Source organism: Micromonospora sp. KC213 (genome assembly GCF_004348325.1).
GTDB lineage: Bacteria > Actinomycetota > Actinomycetes > Mycobacteriales > Micromonosporaceae > Micromonospora.
This window is the reverse complement of the sequence record NZ_SMKF01000135.1, coordinates 1-16,728: the sequence shown is the minus strand read 5'-3', so window position 1 is coordinate 16,728 and position 16,728 is coordinate 1. Positions and strand designations below refer to the sequence as shown.

Sequence of the window (16,728 nt, the reverse complement as noted above, 5' to 3'; positions counted from 1 at the left end):
GGCCTGGGGTTGGGACCCGAAGGAGACCTGGGCGTTCATCTCCTGGGTGGTGTACGCCGGCTACCTGCACGCCCGGGCGACCCCGAGCGTGAAGCGCAATGTGGCGACCTGGATCGCCGTGCTCGGCTTCCTGACCATGCTGATGAACCTGTTCGGGGTGAACTTCTTCTTCACCGGACTGCACTCGTACGCCGGGGTGGAGTGAACCGGCGATTTCAGCCGCCGAACCAGCCCGGCACGTCCACGCGGAAAAAGTTCGGCGGGGTGACCCGGCGCAGGTCGTCCTCCATCGCGGCGACGCGCTCCTCGCCGAGCGCCGCCGCCCAGCGTCCGCGCAGCACGTCGAACAGCACCGCTGAACGGCGCAGCCCGTCGACGCCCCGCTCGGTCATCCGGACCAGTTTGCGGCGGGCGTCGGCGGGGTCGTCGGCGCGTTCCAGGTAGCCGAGGGCGACCAGCCGGTCGACGGTCTTGCCGGCGGCCTGCTTGGAGACGCCGAGGCGCTGACCCAGCTCACTGGCGGTGGTGCCGTCGGGACGTACACCATCTCCACCTTCGCCAACCGGCTCACCGGCGCTCCGCTCGACCCGCCCCTGGCCGCGTACGCCTGGGAGCCCGCCGGCTGACCGCCGCCGGTCGTCTGCTCAGCGCTCCGCGGCGACCCGGTCGAGCCACTCGCCCACCAGCGCGTCGAAGAGAACGGGCTGCTCGATCTGAAGGTTGTGGCCGGCGACGTCGAGTACCGCGAACGTCGCTCGTGGGTAGTGCGGCAGCAGTGCGAACTGGTCGAGGTAGCCCGTCGCGTGGTCCTGCCGCCCGGTGAGGATCAGGGTCGGCCGGGCGAACGGTACGCCGCCCTCCGGATTTTCGCTGAGCGCCCACCGCCGCCGGATGCGCGCCATCGCCGCAGTGTCCGCGAGATCCAGACCGACCTGGATCTCGTCCCGGAACCGGCGCAACGTCTCGGGGGTCTGCACGACGGCGATGCTCGCGAACTCGGCGGCGGTCCGGGCGTCGGTCGAGGCGAGCAGGTCGGGGTCGGGGCGCAGCACCTGCCGCGGCGGCACGCTGCGCTCCGCGTGTTCCAGGGCCGTGCCGACGGGGCAGATGAGCGCCAGGCCGAGCACCTGGTCGGGACGGGACCGGGCGAGGGCACGGGCGAGGTAACCGCCGTAGGACTCACCGACGAGCAGGAACGGCACGCCGCCGAGGGTGTCGTCCACGAAGTCCTGTACGGCGTCGAGGACGTCGTCCGAGCCGGCGATCTCCGGTGGGGCCGCCGACGCGCCCATGCCGGGCAGATCCGGATAGAGACGCCGGTACCCGGGACGCCCGGCGAACACCGGTTCGAGGCAGCCGAGCATCAGCCGATGGTCGGGCGTCCAGCCGTGCAGCGCCAGCACCGGGGTGCCGGCACCCCGCTCGACAACGTTCAACGCTACGGACGTCCGGCGCGGCATCGTGACTCACCTTCACTCTCCTGTGACAGCCCCACGATGCTGCCCCCGGGCACCGACACGTCCGCCCCGCCCGGCGGCCGATGTGGTCGAACGCACATCGCCGGCGACATCACCCGACCCGGCCGGGGCGGTCGGGGTGCCGGTGCGGGAGACTTGCTGCCATGGCGGCTCGTGGCTTCCCGTACACCGATCTCAAGGACTTCCTCGCGGCGCTGGAGCGCGCCGGCGAGTTGCGGCGGGTGAGCGTCCCGGTCGACCCCACCCTGGAGATCAGCGAGGTGGTCACCCGGACCGTCCGGGCCGGCGGCCCGGCGCTGCTCTTCGAACGGCCGACCCGGGGCGAGATGCCGGTGGCGATCAACCTGTTCGGCACCGAGAAACGGATGGCGATGGCGCTTGGCGTCGAGTCGCTGGACGAGATCGGCGAGAGAATCGGCGCGCTGGTCAAGCCGGAGCTGCCGGTCGGCTGGTCCGGCATCCGCGAGGGCATCGGCAAGGTCATGCAGCTCAAGTCGGTGCCGCCCCGCAAGGTCAAGACCGCGCCCTGCCAGCAGGTCGTCTACTCCGGTGACGACGTCGACCTGAACCGGCTGCCCGGCCTGCAGGTCTGGCCCGGCGACGGTGGGATCTTCCACAACTACGGGTTGACCCACACCAAGCACCCGGAGACCGGCAAGCGCAACCTCGGGCTCTACCGCCTCCAGCAGCACAGCCGCAACACCCTCGGCATGCACTGGCAGATCCACAAGGACTCCACCGCCCACCACGCGGTCGCCGAGCGGCTCGGTCAGCGGCTCCCGGTCGCCATCGCGATCGGTTGCGACCCGGTCGTCTCGTACGCCGCCTCCGCCCCACTCCCCGGCGACATCGACGAATACCTGTTCGCCGGGTTCCTGCGCGGCGAGCGGGTCGAGATGGTCGACTGCCTGACGGTGCCGTTGCAGGTCCCGGCGCACGCCCAGGTCGTACTGGAGGGCTACCTCGAGCCCGGCGAGCGGCTGCCCGAGGGGCCGTTCGGTGACCACACCGGCTTCTACACCCCGGTCGAGCCGTTCCCGGTGCTGCACGTCGAGACCATGACCATGCAGCGCAACCCGGTCTACCACTCGATCGTCACCTCCAAGCCGCCACAGGAGGACCACGGCCTCGGCAAGGCCACCGAGCGGATCTTCCAGCCGCTGCTCAAGCTGCTGATCCCCGACATCGTCGACTACGACCTGCCGGCCGCCGGGGTCTTCCACAACTGCGCGATCGTCTCCATCCGCAAGCGTTACCCGAAGCACGCGCAGAAGGTCATGAACGCCATCTGGGGCGCGCACCTGATGTCGCTGACCAAACTGATCGTGGTGGTCGACGAGGACTGCGACGTGCACGACTACCACGAGGTCGCGTTCCGCGCCTTCGGCAACGTCGACTACGCCCGCGACCTGCTCCTCACCGAGGGCCCGGTGGACCACCTCGACCATTCGTCGTACCAACAGTTCTGGGGCGGCAAGGCGGGCGTCGACGCCACCCGCAAGCTGCCCGAGGAGGGCTACACCCGGGGTTGGCCGGAGGAGATGAGCATGTCGCCGGAGGTCGTCTCCCTGGTCGACAAGCGCTGGAAGGAGTACGGGCTCTGATGACGGCTGTGCTGGAGCGGCCCGGTCGCGTCACGTCCTTCCTCAAGCTCGTCGCCATCGAGCACTCGGTCTTCGCGCTGCCGTTCGCGTACCTGTCCGCGCTGACCGCGATGCAGGCCCACGGCGGGCGGGTGCGCTGGGCCGACCTGCTGCTGATCACCGTGGCGATGGTCGGCGCGCGGACGTTCGCGATGGCCGCCAACCGGATCCTCGACCGCCGGATCGACGCGCGGAACCCGCGTACCGCCGGGCGGGAACTGGTCACCGGGGCGGTGAGCGTGCGGACGGCCTGGACCGGCGCGGCCGTCGCCCTGGTGGTGTTCCTCGCCGCCGCCGCCCTGCTCAACCCGCTCTGCCTCGCGTTGGCGCCGCTGGCCGTGGTGCCGCTGGTCGTCTACCCGTACGGCAAGCGGTTCACCAACTGGCCGCACGCCATCCTGGCGATCGCTCAGGCGGTCGGGCCGGTCGGGGCCTGGCTCGCGGTCACCGGCACCCTCGCCGGCTCCGGGCCGGCGTGGCTGCTCGGCGCGGCCGTCGGGCTGTGGATCGGCGGCTTTGACCTGATCTACGCCTGCCAGGACGCCGAGGTCGACCGGGAGATAGGCGTGCACAGCGTCCCCGCCCGGTACGGCAAGCGCTTCGCGCTGCGCGCCTCGACCGTCGCGCACGTGGTGACCTTCGCACTCTTCGTCTGGTTCGGGGTCCTGATCGGGTTCGGTTGGCTCTGGTGGATCGGGCTGGCGGCGACGGCCGTCGCCTTCGGCTACCAGCATCTGGTGGTCAGCCCGACCGACCTGAGCAAGGTCAACCGGGCCTTCTTCACCGCCAACGGGTTCGTCGGTATCGCGCTGTTCGTCTTCGCCCTGCTCGACCTGGTCGCCCGCCTCGGCCTGCGTCCCTGACCCCGGCCGCCCGGAGGACTCCGGGCAGGTCGGGGTCAGGCAGTCGGCACGTAGCGGGCGCTCTCCATCGTCCAGTCGACGGTGCCCCGGACGGCGTTCGCCACCCCGTCGAGGTGAGCGGCGACCGCCGGATCCCAGGTCGGACCGAACGACGGCACCGAGGCGCGCAGCGCGACGAAGCGGTCCAGCTCCGCCCGCCACCGCTGTGCCACCAACTCCACCGCTGTCTCCACCGGCACCCCGCGTTCGGCGGCCAGGGCCAGCACCAGGTTGTGCCCGCCCGAGGTGACCCGGTCCCGGTCCAGCGAGGCGATGTCGTTGTACCAGGAGATCAGATCGTTGCCGACCGTGCCGACGTGGCGCAGCAGCGGGTGGTGACAGACCGCGTCCGGCAGCGGGCGGCCGGTGGCGAACTCCACCAGCGGGTACGACACGTACGCCGCGGAGGTGGCCCGGCGCAGCTGGACGTACTCGGCCACCGAGGGCCGTCGGCCCGACTCAATGCTCACCGCCTCCCGCCACGTGCCCTCCAGATGGTGGGCGACCGCGTCGGTGAACCGGTTCCGCCAGCCGGCCGGCATCCGGTGGCGGGCCGGTCGCCACGCCACGACCAGCAGCCGGCGCAGTGGTCCACCGAAACCCGGGTGCCGCCGCCGTGGCCCGTCCCGCAGCAGGGCCGTCGCCCCGTCGCGCAGCGCCGCGACCCGCTCCGGGGGTAACCTGTCCGGCCCGTCGCAGGCGTCGTCGACCAGGAAGAACCAGGTGAAGATCAGAGCCAGGGTACGCAGGTCTGGTTCGGTGGCGTCCGGGTAGAGGCGGCCCGCGTACCGGGCGAACAGGGCCGGTCCCAGCCGTTGCCGGCCCACCGCGTCCAGCGGCAGCCCCAGCCGGGGCAACCGATCCAGCAGCCACTCCTGCACCGGCCCCGCGTACGGGGAGAGCCGGGGTGGAATCGGGCACCCGGACCGAAGCGACCTGAGAACCTCATCGATCATGCCCGATCCCTCCGTGGGCGTGAATCGCCGACGGCAGCATGTCAGTTACGGACCGATCCCGCCGCCCGGCCCGGACAACGGGGACGAACCGCCCAGCGGGGGTCGGTGAACGGTGCTCAGCGACGACCAGGCAGGCTGGGTGAATGCGCGAACCATGGGTGGTCGGGGTTTCCGGCGCGTCCGGCACCCCGTACGCGGCGGCCGTCGTCAACGGGCTGCTCGACGCGGGTGAGCCGGTGGATCTGATCGTCTCCCGGGCCGCCCGGCTGACCGTGCTCGACGAGACGGGGCGGCCGTTCCGCGACGGGCACTGGAGTGCGGACCTCGCCGCCTGGCTGGGCCGGGACCTCACCGGCGCGTCCGTGCGGCACTGGCCGGCCGGCGATCTCGCCGCCGGCCCGAGCAGCGGCTCCTACCGGGTACGCGGGATGGTGGTGGTGCCGGCGAGCACGGCGGCCTGCGCGGGCATCGCCATCGGGCTCTCCAAGGACCTGTTGCAGCGGGCCGCCGAGGTCAACCTCAAGGAGCGGCGGCCGGTGGTCCTGGTGCCCCGGGAGACCCCGGTCACCCGCAGTCACCTGGAGCATCTGATCGCGCTGCACGACGCCGGCGCGGTGGTCCTGCCGGCCAGCCCCGGTTTCTACGGCTCGGGGGCAGCGGCCACCGCCCAGCAGTTGGTCGACTTCGTGGCCGGCAAGGTGCTGGACGCGCTCGGGGTGCCGCACACCCTCTTCCGGCGCTGGTCCGGCCGGCTCAACGCGGACCGGTCCTGACCGCCTCCCGGCGTACGCTGGGCCGCTGCAACGGACGCGGACCGGACCCTCGGGCCGGCCCGCGTATCCGTGTCGCGCCGTCAGTACACTCCGGCGTTGGCCGGTCCCGGCCCAGTCGAGGCGGCGGGGCCCATGTTGCGTGGTTTGCCCATCTCTTCCGCCTCGTCCAACATGCCCTCCCCTTCCAGCAGGGCTCGCACCTCGGATTCCCGAAACCGGCGATGCCCGCCTGGAGTCCGGATGCTGCCTATCCGGCCGGCCGCCGCCCAACGCGTCACAGTCTTCGGGTCAACCCGAAACAGCGCGGCGACCTCACCCGGTGTCAGCAGGCGATCTCCAGTGTCCACAGCCCCCTCCTCGCGTCGACGAAGCCCCCGGCTGAACACACTGCCCCCGGCCGGTGCGAGCCCAGAGCCGTCATGAGGGACGTATGGCAATTACAGCACCAGCGACCTGGCCTGTCCGCCAAACGCGAAAAACGCACTGAGTGGGAAGTTAGTAAATGATACCGGCACGTCGCCGTCCTGACCGGAGGTCCGGGGACTGTGACGGCCCGTCATTTCCCACCGAGTCCGGCCGTCGGCCGTTCCACCCGGGCGGCTAGGGTCACACTCCGTGGATGCCATCGACCGGAGCCTCGTCGAGCTGCTGCGCGGCAACGCCCGCCTGTCGTACGCCGAACTCGCCCGTCAGGTGGGCCTCTCGGCCCCGGCCGTGCACGAGCGGGTCGGCAAGCTCGAATCCGGCGGGGTCATCCGCGCGTACCGGGCCGAAATCGAACCGCAGTCGATCGGGCTGGGGGTGACGGCGTTGATCGGTATCGTCGAGGACTCCACCGCCGACACCGACGACGTGCTCGAGGCGTTCCGACAGATGCCCGAGATCGAGTCCTGCTACTTCATGGCCGGCGTCGAGTCGTTCCTGCTCAAGGCCCGGGTCGGCACCATCGCCGAGCTGGAGCAGCTGATCGTGCGGCTCAACCGCACCCCGGGCGTCGCCTCCACCCGTACCGGCATCGCGCTGTCGACGAAGTGGGAGAACCGCCCCCAGCCCCTCGATCATCCCCCCACCGCGTGACAGCCAGGAACATCAGGCCTACTCCGTGTTCCCCGTTCCGGGTCGGTCGGTCCAGTGACCGCCGTGAGGGCAACGAGCCCGCGCAGCTCAGAGCTTGATGTGGAAGGTGACCTTTGCCTGCTCGACGGTCTCCTGGACGACCCGTACCTGGCCGCGTGCGTCCTGGTACCTGCCAGTGCCGCCGGTGATCGCGAACTGCTCGTCGAAGATCGGGCGGGTGGCGGAGAGCGTTGCCGTGCCCGCGGTGGTGATCTTTCCGTCGGGCAGCTCGTAGACGAAGGTCAACATCTCCGACGTGCGCGGCTTGGCGTTGGTGGAGATGCCCTGGAAGCTACTCGTCCCGATCTTACGGCCATCGGCACCCACGAGATCACCGGTCCCGATCAGCTGATCACCGAGGGCCGAGTCACTGGGGGCGACGTCCACGAAGTTGACGGATGCCCCCTTCTCCACCGCGGTGATGGTGACCGTACGGGAATGCCGGGAGGCCGCCGAGTTCGTGGCGCCCCCCGCTGGTGCGGAGCTGACGGCGAGGGCGGTTCCGGTCGCGCCGGCCACGATGGCGGCGAGGGCGGGCGTGTAGCGGACGCGCATGTGATGCCTCCTGTGACGGTTCGGTGGACGGACGTGTCGATGGACGATGACGTGGCCGGACTCAACGTTCGGGGTGCAGGCCCTGCCAGCCGGGGGACGGGTCACCGTGGACCTCGCCGACGTAGAGCGTCAGCTGCTGGCGGAACCGCTCGACCATGCCGCGGTCCCTCATGAAGCGGTCGAAGCCGTCGAGATTGGCGTTGGGATAGTCCCAGATGGGCCGGTAGCCCTGGTGCGGTGCGACATCGGTGCGGACGGGCCACATGTAGAAGTCGGACTGGGTCCGCTTCGACAGCCACCAGTTCAGGTACAGCTTGGCCGCCGCGGGGTGCCGAGCCCCGGCGAGAATGGCCGCGCGCTGGGCCCAGGCCATGAACGGGTCGTGCGTTGGGACGAGGAAACGGGTCTTCACCTCGGCGCCAGGGGTGAGTGCGCCGTCGGTGCCCAGCGCGACAGCGGCACTGCCCGCCTCTACCCGGTCGGCGGGTTCCTGGGTGCCCCGCACCCAGGCCACCTCCTGGGTGGTGAACCTCTTCAACCAATCCCAGCCGTACTTGTCCACAATGAGCTTGTACAGGTACAGGACCGCGTCGTCGTCGTTCGGGTAGGTCGAGACGATGCGACCCTTCCAGCGCGGATCGAGCAGGTCCACGGCGGTCGCAGGCGCCGTCGCCCCGACCTGGTCGATGTTGTAAATCGTGGAGAACGCGTCGACGAAGATGCCGGTCCAGGCGCCGTCGCGGTCCTTGAAGGCGGGGTGGACGCGGGAGAACCCGGCCGGCTTGTAGGGCAGCAGCACCCCTTGGGCCTTCCACCGGGGGAAGTCCTGGAGGGTCTGCAGTTGGACCACGTCGGCGACAAGTGTGCCCGTAGCGAGCTGGTTGTCGATCCGGGCGTCGTGGAACTTGCTGTAGTCCACGACCATGTTCACGGTGACTCCGGGGAACGCCTCCTCGAAGGCAGCCTTGTTGCCGTCCTGCTGGGTGGCGGTGTCCCCACCGGCGTAGACCGTCAGGGTGCCACCCTCGGCCTTCGCCTCCCGGTGAAGCTGCCGCAGGGTCTTGGTCTCCTCGTACACCGCCGCGCCGGGACGTACGCCCGAGCGGGCTCGACTGGCTGCGGCGCCCTCCTCCCGGGCGGTGCCCACAACGGTCGCCGCGACCGCGAGTGAGCTGCCCACCAGAACCTGACGTCGCCCGATCGCCATGGTGACTCCCTTCCAAGGGTCTCATGTCCAGGCCGACACTAGCTGCCTCTGCAGCTAATTAACATGCTGCGACGTCCAGTGTGATGTCAATGTCGCGCAGGTTTACTAGGTCTGTGTCTGGTTATCCGCGACGTGCGGCGGCCACAAGATTGCTGTACTGTCAGGTTTGTGAGCGACGGCGGTGCGGCATCCGAAGACCTCGTCAACGACGAGGCGGTGGCGCTCTACGGCGACATCCTGCGCCTCACCGACAGCATCGGCGGGCGATCCGAGCGGATCATCCGGGAAGCCTCAGGGCTCGGCGGTTCCGAGTTCGAGGTGCTGCTGCGGCTGGTACGGCACCCTGAGGGTCGGAGCACCAGTGCCCGTCTGGCCGAGGACCTCTCCTTCACCTCGGGTGGCCTGACCCGCCTGATCGCCCGCATGGAGCAGGCGGGGCTGTTGATCCGTCACCCCCACCCCGACGACCGCCGCGCGGCGCTGCTGGAGCCGACCAGCCAGGGTCGGCAGCGGCTGCAACAGGCGCTGCGGGCGCACGTGCCGCAGATCAACCAGGACCTGCTGGGCACGCTGACCCCGGTCGAACGACTCATCCTGCGGGAGCTGGTGACGAAGGTCCTGCTGAACTCCGCCCGTGGACCGGTGGCGGGACGCGGCACCGCCTCGTCCGCCGCTCCCGAACCTCCCTGACCGACGAACGGAGACACCCGCGATGATCCTCATCATCGGTGCCGCCGGTATGATCGGCTCTTGCGTGACCGCCGGGCACTCGACCGCGGCCACAGGTCACCGCCGCATCCCGTTCCGGCCGCTCAGGCGACCTGCCCGCTCACCCCGGCCTGACCGCCGTGGCCCTGGACGCCACCGTGTCATCCCTGGTAACCGAAGAGGCCGCCGGTCACGACGTGGTCCTCTCCGCCATCTCCCCACCGCGCGACGGCTCCGACCCCGCCGTCTCGCTGCTGGCGACCTACCGCTCGCTGATCGAGGGCTTGCGCACCGCGGGGGTACGCCGCCTGATCGCCGTCGGAGGCGCGGGCAGCCTCAAGACCGCGTCCGGGCAGGACCGGGTCGACACCCCCGACTTCCCCGCCATTACCAGGCGGAGGCACTCGCCCAGCGCAACTGCTCAGTCTCCTGCGGACCGAGGTGACCGCCCTCGACCGGACCTACGTCTCGCCCGCCGATCACATCGCCCCCGGCCGTATCCGGCGAGACGGCGGGCGGCTCGCCGGATACGGGCTGCGACACCTGTCTCGGCATGACGACCGAGTTTCTCGCGGTCATGATCTAGGGTTGGGTGTCGAGAGGAGTGTCGGCGCAGTGGCTGAGCGAGTAGAGATCTCAACGGCCAAGGAGGCCGCGGACCACGAGCTGGTACTGGCCTTTGGTCGGTTGCAGGGGGCGGCCAATCGGCTGGAGTACATCCTGGGTCGGGCGATCGAACAGGAGTGCGGGATCAGCCATCTGATGTTCGAGGTCCTCCTGATCTTGGGTAGGGCCGGCGGTCGCGGGTTGTCGATGGGGGCGATCAGCCGGGAGCAGGTGCTCACCACGGGTGGCGTGACCCGGCTCGTGGACCGGCTGGAGGTTGCCGGGTTGGTGGAGCGTGTCGCGGATCCCGGCGACCGACGGGGCCGGCTGGTGCGGTTGACCCCGCTGGGCGAGGAGACGGTGGTCCGCGCCTCCCGGGTGCACGTGGAGAACATCAAGCGCTACTTCCTGCAACCGCTGCCCGCCTCCCACCGTGAACGCTTCATGGAGGATCTGCGGATCCTCAGCCACTCGGCGCGGGACGTGCTGCCGCGCCTGCGCTGACCATGCTGTGACCCACATCACGTTTCGAGCCCCCCGCTGGATGGAAATACCTGACACGTCAGATTCTGTTGCGTCAGGTAATCCGCTCGCGCCGGGCGAGCGCCGCACAAGCTGGGACAGCCATGAAGCTCATCTACGTTTTCGACGCGTACTGCGGCTGGTCACACGGGTTCTCCCGGACCATGTCCGAGGTCGCGGCCAGGCACCCGGAACTGCCCATCGAGGTGGTGTCCGGCGGCCTGTTCATCGGGGAACGCCGGCAGCCCATCGGAAACTTCGGGTACGTACCGGCCGCGAACGCCAAGATCAGCGACCTGACCGGGGCCGAATTCGGGGACGGCTACCAACGACTGATCGGCGACGGTTCCTTCGTGATGGACTCCGAAGCCGCCGCCCGCGGCGTGGCCGCCCTGCGCAACGCCGCCCCCGACCGAGCGGTCGAGCTGGCCGGGGCGCTCCAGCGCGCCTTCTACATCGACGGGCGCAGCCTCTCGACACCGGAGACCTACCGCACCATCGCCGGAGCGGCCGGGCTGGACGCCGATGCAGTCGTCGCCGCCTTCCAAGGGCCCGCCGCGCGGGCCGCCGCCGAGGCCGACTTCCACCGCGCCGCCGAACTGGGCGTCGACGCGTACCCGACCCTGCTGGCCACCGAGGGTCAACGCGTCATCCCGCTCGCCGTCGGACACGCCACCGCCGACCAGATCGACCAGCGCCTGGCCACCGTCACGGCAACCACCACGTCCTGACCACAAACCCCCACCTTCCGAGGAGCATCCAATGCCCACGCTCGACTTCACCATTCTCGACCTGGACTTCCCCGCCGGCAGCAAGAACAAGACCGCCACCCTCGTCACCGGCGACAACGACGCGCTGCTGGTCGACGCCGGGTTCACCCGCGCCGACGGCCACCGGCTGGTCGCCCACATCCTGGATTCCGGCAAGCGGCTCACCACGGTGTTCATCAGCCACGGCGACCCGGACTTCTACTTCGGCGCCGAGGCCGTCGCCGACGCCTTCCCCGACGCGGCCTTCGTCGCCACCCCGCAGACCATCGCGCACATCCACCACTCGTACGAGAGCAAGCTCAAGGCCTGGGCCGCGCTCGGCGCGAACCTTCCCACTCGGCTGGTCGACCTCGCTCCGCTCACCGGCCACCTGACCCTGGAAGACCACCTGTTCCAACTGCGCGGCGGACCGGCCGTACTGCCCGACCGGCACTACCTGTGGCAGCCTGAGCACCGTGCCGTCCTCGGCGGCGTCCTGCTCTTCCAGCGCGAGCACGTGTGGGTCGCCGACACCCCCAATCCGGAGCAGCGGGCAGCCTGGATCGCCCTGCTGGACGAGATGGCCGCCCTCGAACCGCAGCTGGTCGTGCCCGGCCACCGGCTACCCGACACGCCCGCCGACGCCAGCGCCATCACCGGCACCCGCGACTACCTGAACGCCTTCGAGGAAGAGCTGGGCAAGGCCGCCGACGGTGCCGCGCTCACCCACGCCCTCACCACCCGGTACCCCGACCACGGCATGCTGATCGCCGCCCAGCTCGGTGCCAAGGTCGCCACGGGCGAGATGAGCTGGGGCTGAGCGATGACCGACTTCGCCACCTCCGCCGCGCCCGCCGACGTGGTACGCCGGCAGTACCTCGCCTCCGCCACCGGTGACCTGGAAGCCCTACGCGCTACCCTCGCCCCCGACGTGGAGTGGACCGAGATGGCCGGCTTCCCTCTCGCCGGCACCTACCGCACCCCCGAAGGGGTCACATCCAACGTGATGGAGCGGCTCGCCGCCGACTGGGACGACTGGACCGCCCACGACGACACCTACATCGTCCACGGAGAAAACGTCGTCGTCCTCGCTCGGTACACCGCCACCAACAAGGCCACCGGCAGACCCATCCACGTCCGCGTCGCCCACCACTTCGTCGTACGCGGCGGACTCATCGTCCGCTTCGAACAATTCGTCGACACCGCACAAGTACGCGCGGCCATGGCACCGTGAGCCGCCATGAGGTTTCCGGGCAGGGTGACTGAGTAGATCCGGTTAATCCGGCCCACCCCGTGACCTCGCTTGTACCCTTGCCGGCGTGACTCATCTCGACCGGTGCGACGAGGCCAGCCGGACGTGGGTGACCGAGGCGATCGCCGCGGTCGAGGCGGACGCCAACCGCTCCGCCGACACCCACCTGCTGCCCTTCCCGCTGCCCAGGAGATGGGGGATCGACCTCTACCTCAAGGACGAGTCGGTGCACCCGACCGGCTCCCTCAAGCACCGGCTGGCCCGCTCGCTCTTCCTCTACGGGCTCTGCAACGGTTGGATCGGCCCGGAGACGACGATCATCGAGGCGTCCTCCGGCTCGACGGCGGTCTCCGAGGCGTACTTCGCCCGGATGCTCGGCCTGCCGTTCGTCGCGGTGATGCCGGCCTCCACCTCGCCGGAGAAGATCGCCCAGATCGAGTTCCAGGGCGGGCGCTGCCATCTCGTGACCGACCCGGCGAAGGTGGTCGTCGAGGCCCGCTGGCTGGCCGAGGACAGCGGCGGGCACTTCATGGACCAGTTCACCTACGCCGAACGGGCCACCGACTGGCGGGGCAACAACAACATCGCCGAGTCGATCTACGCGCAGCTCGCCCTGGAACGGCACCCGATCCCGGCGTGGATCGTGGTGGGCGCCGGTACCGGGGGCACCAGCGCCACCATCGGCCGGTACACCCGCTACCGGCGGCTGCCCACCAAGCTCTGCGTGGTCGACCCGGAGAACTCGGCGTTCTACCCGGCCTGGCAGGCCGCCGACTGGTCGGTGCGTACCGGCCGGGGTTCCCGAATCGAGGGGATCGGCCGGCCCACCGTGGAACCGTCCTTCCTGCCCTCGGTGGTGGACCGGATGACCGCCGTGCCCGACGCCGCCTCCCTGGCCGCCATGCGGGCTGGCTCGGCCGTCCTCGGCCGCCGCGTCGGTGGCTCCACCGGCACCAACCTGTGGGGCGCGTTCGGCCTGATCGCCGAGATGCTGGCCGCCGGGCGGACCGGTTCGGTGGTCACCCTGATCTGCGACGACGGCGACCGCTACGCCGACACCTACTATGACGACGGATGGGTGGCCGGGCAGGGGCTGGATCTCGCCCCGCACCTGGCCACCGCAGAGCGCTTCCTCGCCAGCGGCACCTGGCCGGTCTGACGGTCCGTCCGGCCGTGCCGTTCAGTTGCCGTCGGCGCGGGCGGCCACGCCCGGGTAGTGCGTGACGAAACCGTGATCGTCCAGTGTCAGTTGGGCCTGGAAGGTGTCGCTGGCGAAGCCCACCCGATCCGGCGCGAGCGCGGTGTAGACCTGCTCGGCGGCGACCACCGCCAGGCTCGGCACCAGCACCCAGGCCACGGTGATCCGGTGGGCGGTGCTGGACGCCGCCCCGACCAGCCCGAGCCGGCGGATCGGGAGCGTGTTGAACAGCGGCGAACGGCTCAGGTCGACGTCGAGTGCGTCGTCCAGCCGGCCGGGGTCGTCCGTGCCGGGCAGACCGGCCGGCGGGTGTCCGGCGGCCCGCAGTGCCGCGTCCAGGTCGCCTTCCTCGCCGGTGGTCACCCGCCACCCGCCCGCGCTCCGGTCCAGGCGGACCCGTCGCTGCCAACCCGCTCCCTCGACCTCCACCTCCAGGGAAGTGGTGCCGCCGTCCGCGCCGGCGGTCAGCCGGTAGCGGCAGGTGTAGCCGACCGGATCGACGGCGAGCTGTGTCCCGTGGGCGGTGAACCCGGGGCCGTCGGCGACGATGGCATGCTCGGCACCGCCGCTCCCGGTCAGGCTCCAGAAGAGTGACCTCGGCATGCTCCGGACGTTACGCCAACCGGCCGTCACCGGCAGGGCATGCGGCAACGCCGCCGCGGGGATGCTCCGCGACGGCGTGCCGGGTCTCCGGTGGGATCAGTGGGTACGCGCCGGCGGCCGCCCGCCGAAGCCACGCCGGTCGTCGCGCGGCCGGTCGTCGCGGCTGCGCCCCTCGGGACGGAACCCGCCCCGGCGCTCGCCGTGCGGCCGGTCGCCGAAGCCCTGTTCGCCGCCGAAGCGGCGCTCGCCGTGCGGCCGGTCGCCGAAGCCCTGTTCGCCGCCGAAGCGGCGCTCGCCGTGCGGCCGGTCGCCGAAGCCCTGTTCGCCGCCGAAGCGGCGCTCGCCGTGCGGCCGGTCGCCGAAGCCCTGCTCGCCGCCGAAGCGGCGCTCGCCGTGCGGCCGGTCGCCGAAGCGCCGTTCCCCGGTGGGGCGGTCGAAGCCACGCTGGCCCCGATCGCCGAGGGAGCGGTCGCCGTAACGGCGTTCGCCCCGGCCGTCGCGGTCGCCCTGGCGCCGGTCACCCGTGGGGCGGTCGCCGTAGCGGCGGCCGGCGGCGCGGCGCGGCTCCGGTTCGTCGCGGACCGGGACGCCGCTGGGCTCCTGCGCACCGGTCAGCTCTGCCAGCACCGGGTCGCCGGCACGGACCCGGGCCTGCGCGGGTTCGACGCCCGCCTTCTCCATCATCGCCAGCGTGGTGCGGCGCTGCTTCGGCAGGACCAGGGTTGCCACCGCCCCCGACTCGCCCGCGCGGGCGGTACGGCCGGCGCGGTGCAGGTAGTCCTTCGGGTCCTTCGGCGGGTCCACGTGCAGCACCAGGGACACTCCGTCGACGTGGATACCGCGGGCGGCCACGTCGGTGGCGACCAGGACGTTCATCCGGCCCTCACGGAACTCGGCGAGGGTCTTGGTGCGCATCCGCTGGGTCTTGCCGCCGTGTAGCCCGCCGGCCCGTACGCCCACTGCGGCGAGCTGCTCGACCAGCCGGTCGACGCCGAGCTGGGTACGCGCGAAGAGCATCGTCCGGCCGGCACGGGCCGCGATCGAGGCCGCCACGGCGAACTTTTCGTGCGGCGGGATCAGCAGCAGGTGGTGGTCCATGGTGGACACGGACGCGGTCGACGGGGCGGTGGAGTGGGTCACCGGATCGGTCATGAACCGCTTGACCAGCGAGTCGACGTCACCGTCCAGGGTGGCCGAGAAGAGCAGCCGCTGGGCGTCCGCCGGAGTCTTCGCCAGCAGTTCGGTGACCTCGGGGAGGAAGCCCATGTCGGCCATCTGGTCGGCCTCGTCGAGCACGGTCACCTCGACGTCGTCGAGGGCGCAGACCCCCCGCGCGATCAGATCACCGAGCCGGCCCGGCGTGGCCACCACGATCTCCACGCCCCGGCGCAGCGCGTCGATCTGCCGGTCGTACGGGACGCCGCCCACAGCGGTCTTGACGAAGATCCCGACAGCCTTGCCGAGCGGCATCAGGGCGTCGTTGACCTGCATGGCCAGTTCCCGGGTGGGAACCAGCACCAGAGCCCGCGGGTGCAGGGACCGGGCCCGGTTGCGGTTGGCGAGCCGGGCGATGATCGGCAGGCCGAAGGCGAGGGTCTTGCCGGAGCCGGTCTGCCCCCGACCGAGTACGTCCCGGCCGGCCAGCGCGTCGGGCAGGGTCGCCCGCTGGATTTCGAACGGGGTGGTGATGCCCTGCCGGGCCAGCGCGTCGACCAGCTGGCGGGGCAGGCCCAGGGCGGCGAAGTCGACGGCCGGGACGGCCTGGCCGACAGTCGTCGGCAGGTCAGGGGTGGACCCAGTGGTGCCGAGGTCAGTGAAGGTGGTCAAGTAAAACCTTTCGAGCGGGGCGCATCTTCGCGATGGCCCGCCGCAGCTCCACGCCGCCGAATCGCCCGCAAGATCGCCCATGGGCGTGCGCACGCACGCCAGGTCAGTGATCCCCACCAGTGTACGGCGGTCCGGGAACGTGGGCAGCCGGGCGCGGGTGGTAGTGGGCGGGCTCACCCACCCGCCCCCGATCACTTGTCGATCATGCCTTCGACGAACCCGCGGACGACGTCGCCGGCCAGCAGCACCACCAGCACACTCATCGCCACCAGCAGCGCGAGGGAGGTGGCCAGGACCACCACCACCCGGGTGGTCCGGGACCTCTCCGCCGCCGGGCTGTCCGCCCAGCCCTGGGCCAGGATGTGCCCGGTGAGCGAGCCGGAGTTCTCCATCGGGTTGCCGGCCGGGAAGGCGACCGTGGCGTGGCTCGGCGCACCGCCGTACGCGATGGTGGCCAGGTCCGGACCGCCGTGGTAGGGCGTACCGGGCTGGCCGGGACCGTCGCCCGCCGCGGCGCTGCGAGGGCCGCCGTATGTGCGGGGCGTCGCCGGGACGGCCGACGCCCCGGGTGCGGCCGGGGCCGCCCCGCCGGAGCGGGCGGGTGGTGCCGAGACGGGCGGGGTCGCCCAGGCG

18 protein-coding genes and 2 pseudogenes are annotated in these 16,728 nt (G+C 71.1%); 11 read left to right on the top strand and 9 right to left on the bottom strand.

What is annotated here, in order from left to right; all coding sequences use genetic code 11:
• A partial coding sequence (gene ccsA, locus E1166_RS22865; RefSeq protein ID WP_165942675.1) for a cytochrome c biogenesis protein CcsA occupies positions 1-205 on the top strand: 205 nt, incomplete at its 5' end.
• Positions 206-215: 10 nt separating this feature from the next.
• Here the strand turns inward: ccsA and E1166_RS32750 are convergent.
• Positions 216-518: pseudogene (locus E1166_RS32750) on the bottom strand (MarR family transcriptional regulator); the annotation flags it as partial.
• Positions 519-644: 126 nt separating this feature from the next.
• Positions 645-1,460, bottom strand: coding sequence for an alpha/beta hydrolase (locus E1166_RS22850; RefSeq protein WP_132341843.1), 816 nt, complete (start codon positions 1,458-1,460; stop codon positions 645-647).
• Positions 1,461-1,621: 161 nt separating this feature from the next.
• Between E1166_RS22850 and E1166_RS22845 the strand changes: the two genes are divergently transcribed.
• On the top strand, positions 1,622-3,082 hold the full coding sequence (locus E1166_RS22845) for a menaquinone biosynthesis decarboxylase (RefSeq protein WP_132268013.1): 1,461 nt from the start codon (positions 1,622-1,624) through the stop codon (positions 3,080-3,082).
• A complete protein-coding gene (gene mqnP, locus E1166_RS22840; protein WP_207914426.1) occupies positions 3,082-3,984 on the top strand; it encodes a menaquinone biosynthesis prenyltransferase MqnP in 903 nt (300 codons plus the stop codon). The genes E1166_RS22845 and mqnP overlap by 1 nt, the downstream gene beginning before the upstream one ends.
• A gap of 35 nt (positions 3,985-4,019) precedes the next feature.
• Here the strand turns inward: mqnP and E1166_RS22835 are convergent, their stop codons facing one another.
• Positions 4,020-4,979, bottom strand: a complete 960-nt coding sequence (locus tag E1166_RS22835) for a terpene synthase (RefSeq protein ID WP_132341841.1) — start codon at positions 4,977-4,979, stop codon at positions 4,020-4,022.
• 143 nt (positions 4,980-5,122) lie between these two features.
• Between E1166_RS22835 and E1166_RS22830 the strand changes: the two genes are divergently transcribed.
• Complete coding sequence (locus E1166_RS22830; protein WP_132341839.1) at positions 5,123-5,752, top strand: UbiX family flavin prenyltransferase; 630 nt, start codon at positions 5,123-5,125, stop codon at positions 5,750-5,752.
• Between the two features lie 80 nt (positions 5,753-5,832).
• Here the strand turns inward: E1166_RS22830 and E1166_RS22825 are convergent, their stop codons facing one another.
• Positions 5,833-6,099, bottom strand: coding sequence for a BldC family transcriptional regulator (locus E1166_RS22825; RefSeq protein WP_132341837.1), 267 nt, complete (start codon positions 6,097-6,099; stop codon positions 5,833-5,835).
• Between the two features lie 268 nt (positions 6,100-6,367).
• Between E1166_RS22825 and E1166_RS22820 the strand changes: the two genes are divergently transcribed.
• A complete protein-coding gene (locus E1166_RS22820; RefSeq protein ID WP_132341835.1) occupies positions 6,368-6,829 on the top strand; it encodes an Lrp/AsnC family transcriptional regulator in 462 nt (153 codons plus the stop codon).
• A gap of 87 nt (positions 6,830-6,916) precedes the next feature.
• Here the strand turns inward: E1166_RS22820 and E1166_RS22815 are convergent, their stop codons facing one another.
• Together E1166_RS22815 and E1166_RS22810 are read right to left on the bottom strand one after the other, a co-directional pair.
• Positions 6,917-7,423 carry a hypothetical protein gene (locus E1166_RS22815; protein WP_132341833.1) on the bottom strand — a complete coding sequence of 169 codons (507 nt, stop codon included), beginning with the start codon at positions 7,421-7,423 and terminating at the stop codon, positions 6,917-6,919.
• 61 nt (positions 7,424-7,484) lie between these two features.
• Positions 7,485-8,630 carry an extracellular solute-binding protein gene (locus tag E1166_RS22810; RefSeq protein ID WP_132341831.1) on the bottom strand — a complete coding sequence of 382 codons (1,146 nt, stop codon included), beginning with the start codon at positions 8,628-8,630 and terminating at the stop codon, positions 7,485-7,487.
• 168 nt (positions 8,631-8,798) lie between these two features.
• Here E1166_RS22810 and E1166_RS22805 point away from each other — a divergent pair, with 168 nt between their 5' ends.
• The 6 genes from E1166_RS22805 to E1166_RS22775 all read left to right on the top strand — a co-directional run bounded on the left by E1166_RS22805 (position 8,799) and on the right by E1166_RS22775 (position 13,626).
• On the top strand, positions 8,799-9,320 hold the full coding sequence (locus E1166_RS22805; protein ID WP_132341829.1) for a MarR family transcriptional regulator: 522 nt from the start codon (positions 8,799-8,801) through the stop codon (positions 9,318-9,320).
• Positions 9,321-9,953: 633 nt separating this feature from the next.
• Positions 9,954-10,448 carry a MarR family transcriptional regulator gene (locus E1166_RS22795; protein WP_132341827.1) on the top strand — a complete coding sequence of 165 codons (495 nt, stop codon included), beginning with the start codon at positions 9,954-9,956 and terminating at the stop codon, positions 10,446-10,448.
• 122 nt (positions 10,449-10,570) lie between these two features.
• Positions 10,571-11,197: a DsbA family protein gene (locus tag E1166_RS22790; RefSeq protein ID WP_132341825.1), complete on the top strand. Its 627-nt coding sequence runs from the start codon at positions 10,571-10,573 to the stop codon at positions 11,195-11,197.
• Positions 11,198-11,228: 31 nt separating this feature from the next.
• Positions 11,229-12,035, top strand: coding sequence for an MBL fold metallo-hydrolase (locus E1166_RS22785; protein ID WP_132341823.1), 807 nt, complete (start codon positions 11,229-11,231; stop codon positions 12,033-12,035).
• A 3-nt stretch (positions 12,036-12,038) separates the two neighbouring features.
• Positions 12,039-12,449, top strand: a complete 411-nt coding sequence (locus tag E1166_RS22780) for a nuclear transport factor 2 family protein (RefSeq protein ID WP_132267988.1) — start codon at positions 12,039-12,041, stop codon at positions 12,447-12,449.
• 85 nt (positions 12,450-12,534) lie between these two features.
• Entirely contained in the window at positions 12,535-13,626 is a 1,092-nt protein-coding gene (locus tag E1166_RS22775) for a PLP-dependent cysteine synthase family protein (protein ID WP_132341821.1), read from the top strand.
• Positions 13,627-13,647: 21 nt separating this feature from the next.
• Here E1166_RS22775 and E1166_RS22770 read toward each other — a convergent pair whose 3' ends face one another.
• From E1166_RS22770 to E1166_RS32220, 3 genes and pseudogenes are all read right to left on the bottom strand, one after another.
• Positions 13,648-14,268: a putative glycolipid-binding domain-containing protein gene (locus E1166_RS22770; RefSeq protein ID WP_132341819.1), complete on the bottom strand. Its 621-nt coding sequence runs from the start codon at positions 14,266-14,268 to the stop codon at positions 13,648-13,650.
• A gap of 96 nt (positions 14,269-14,364) precedes the next feature.
• Positions 14,365-16,176, bottom strand: coding sequence for a DEAD/DEAH box helicase (locus E1166_RS22765; protein WP_132341847.1), 1,812 nt, complete (start codon positions 16,174-16,176; stop codon positions 14,365-14,367).
• A 110-nt stretch (positions 16,177-16,286) separates the two neighbouring features.
• Positions 16,287-16,728: pseudogene (locus E1166_RS32220) on the bottom strand (hypothetical protein); the annotation flags it as partial.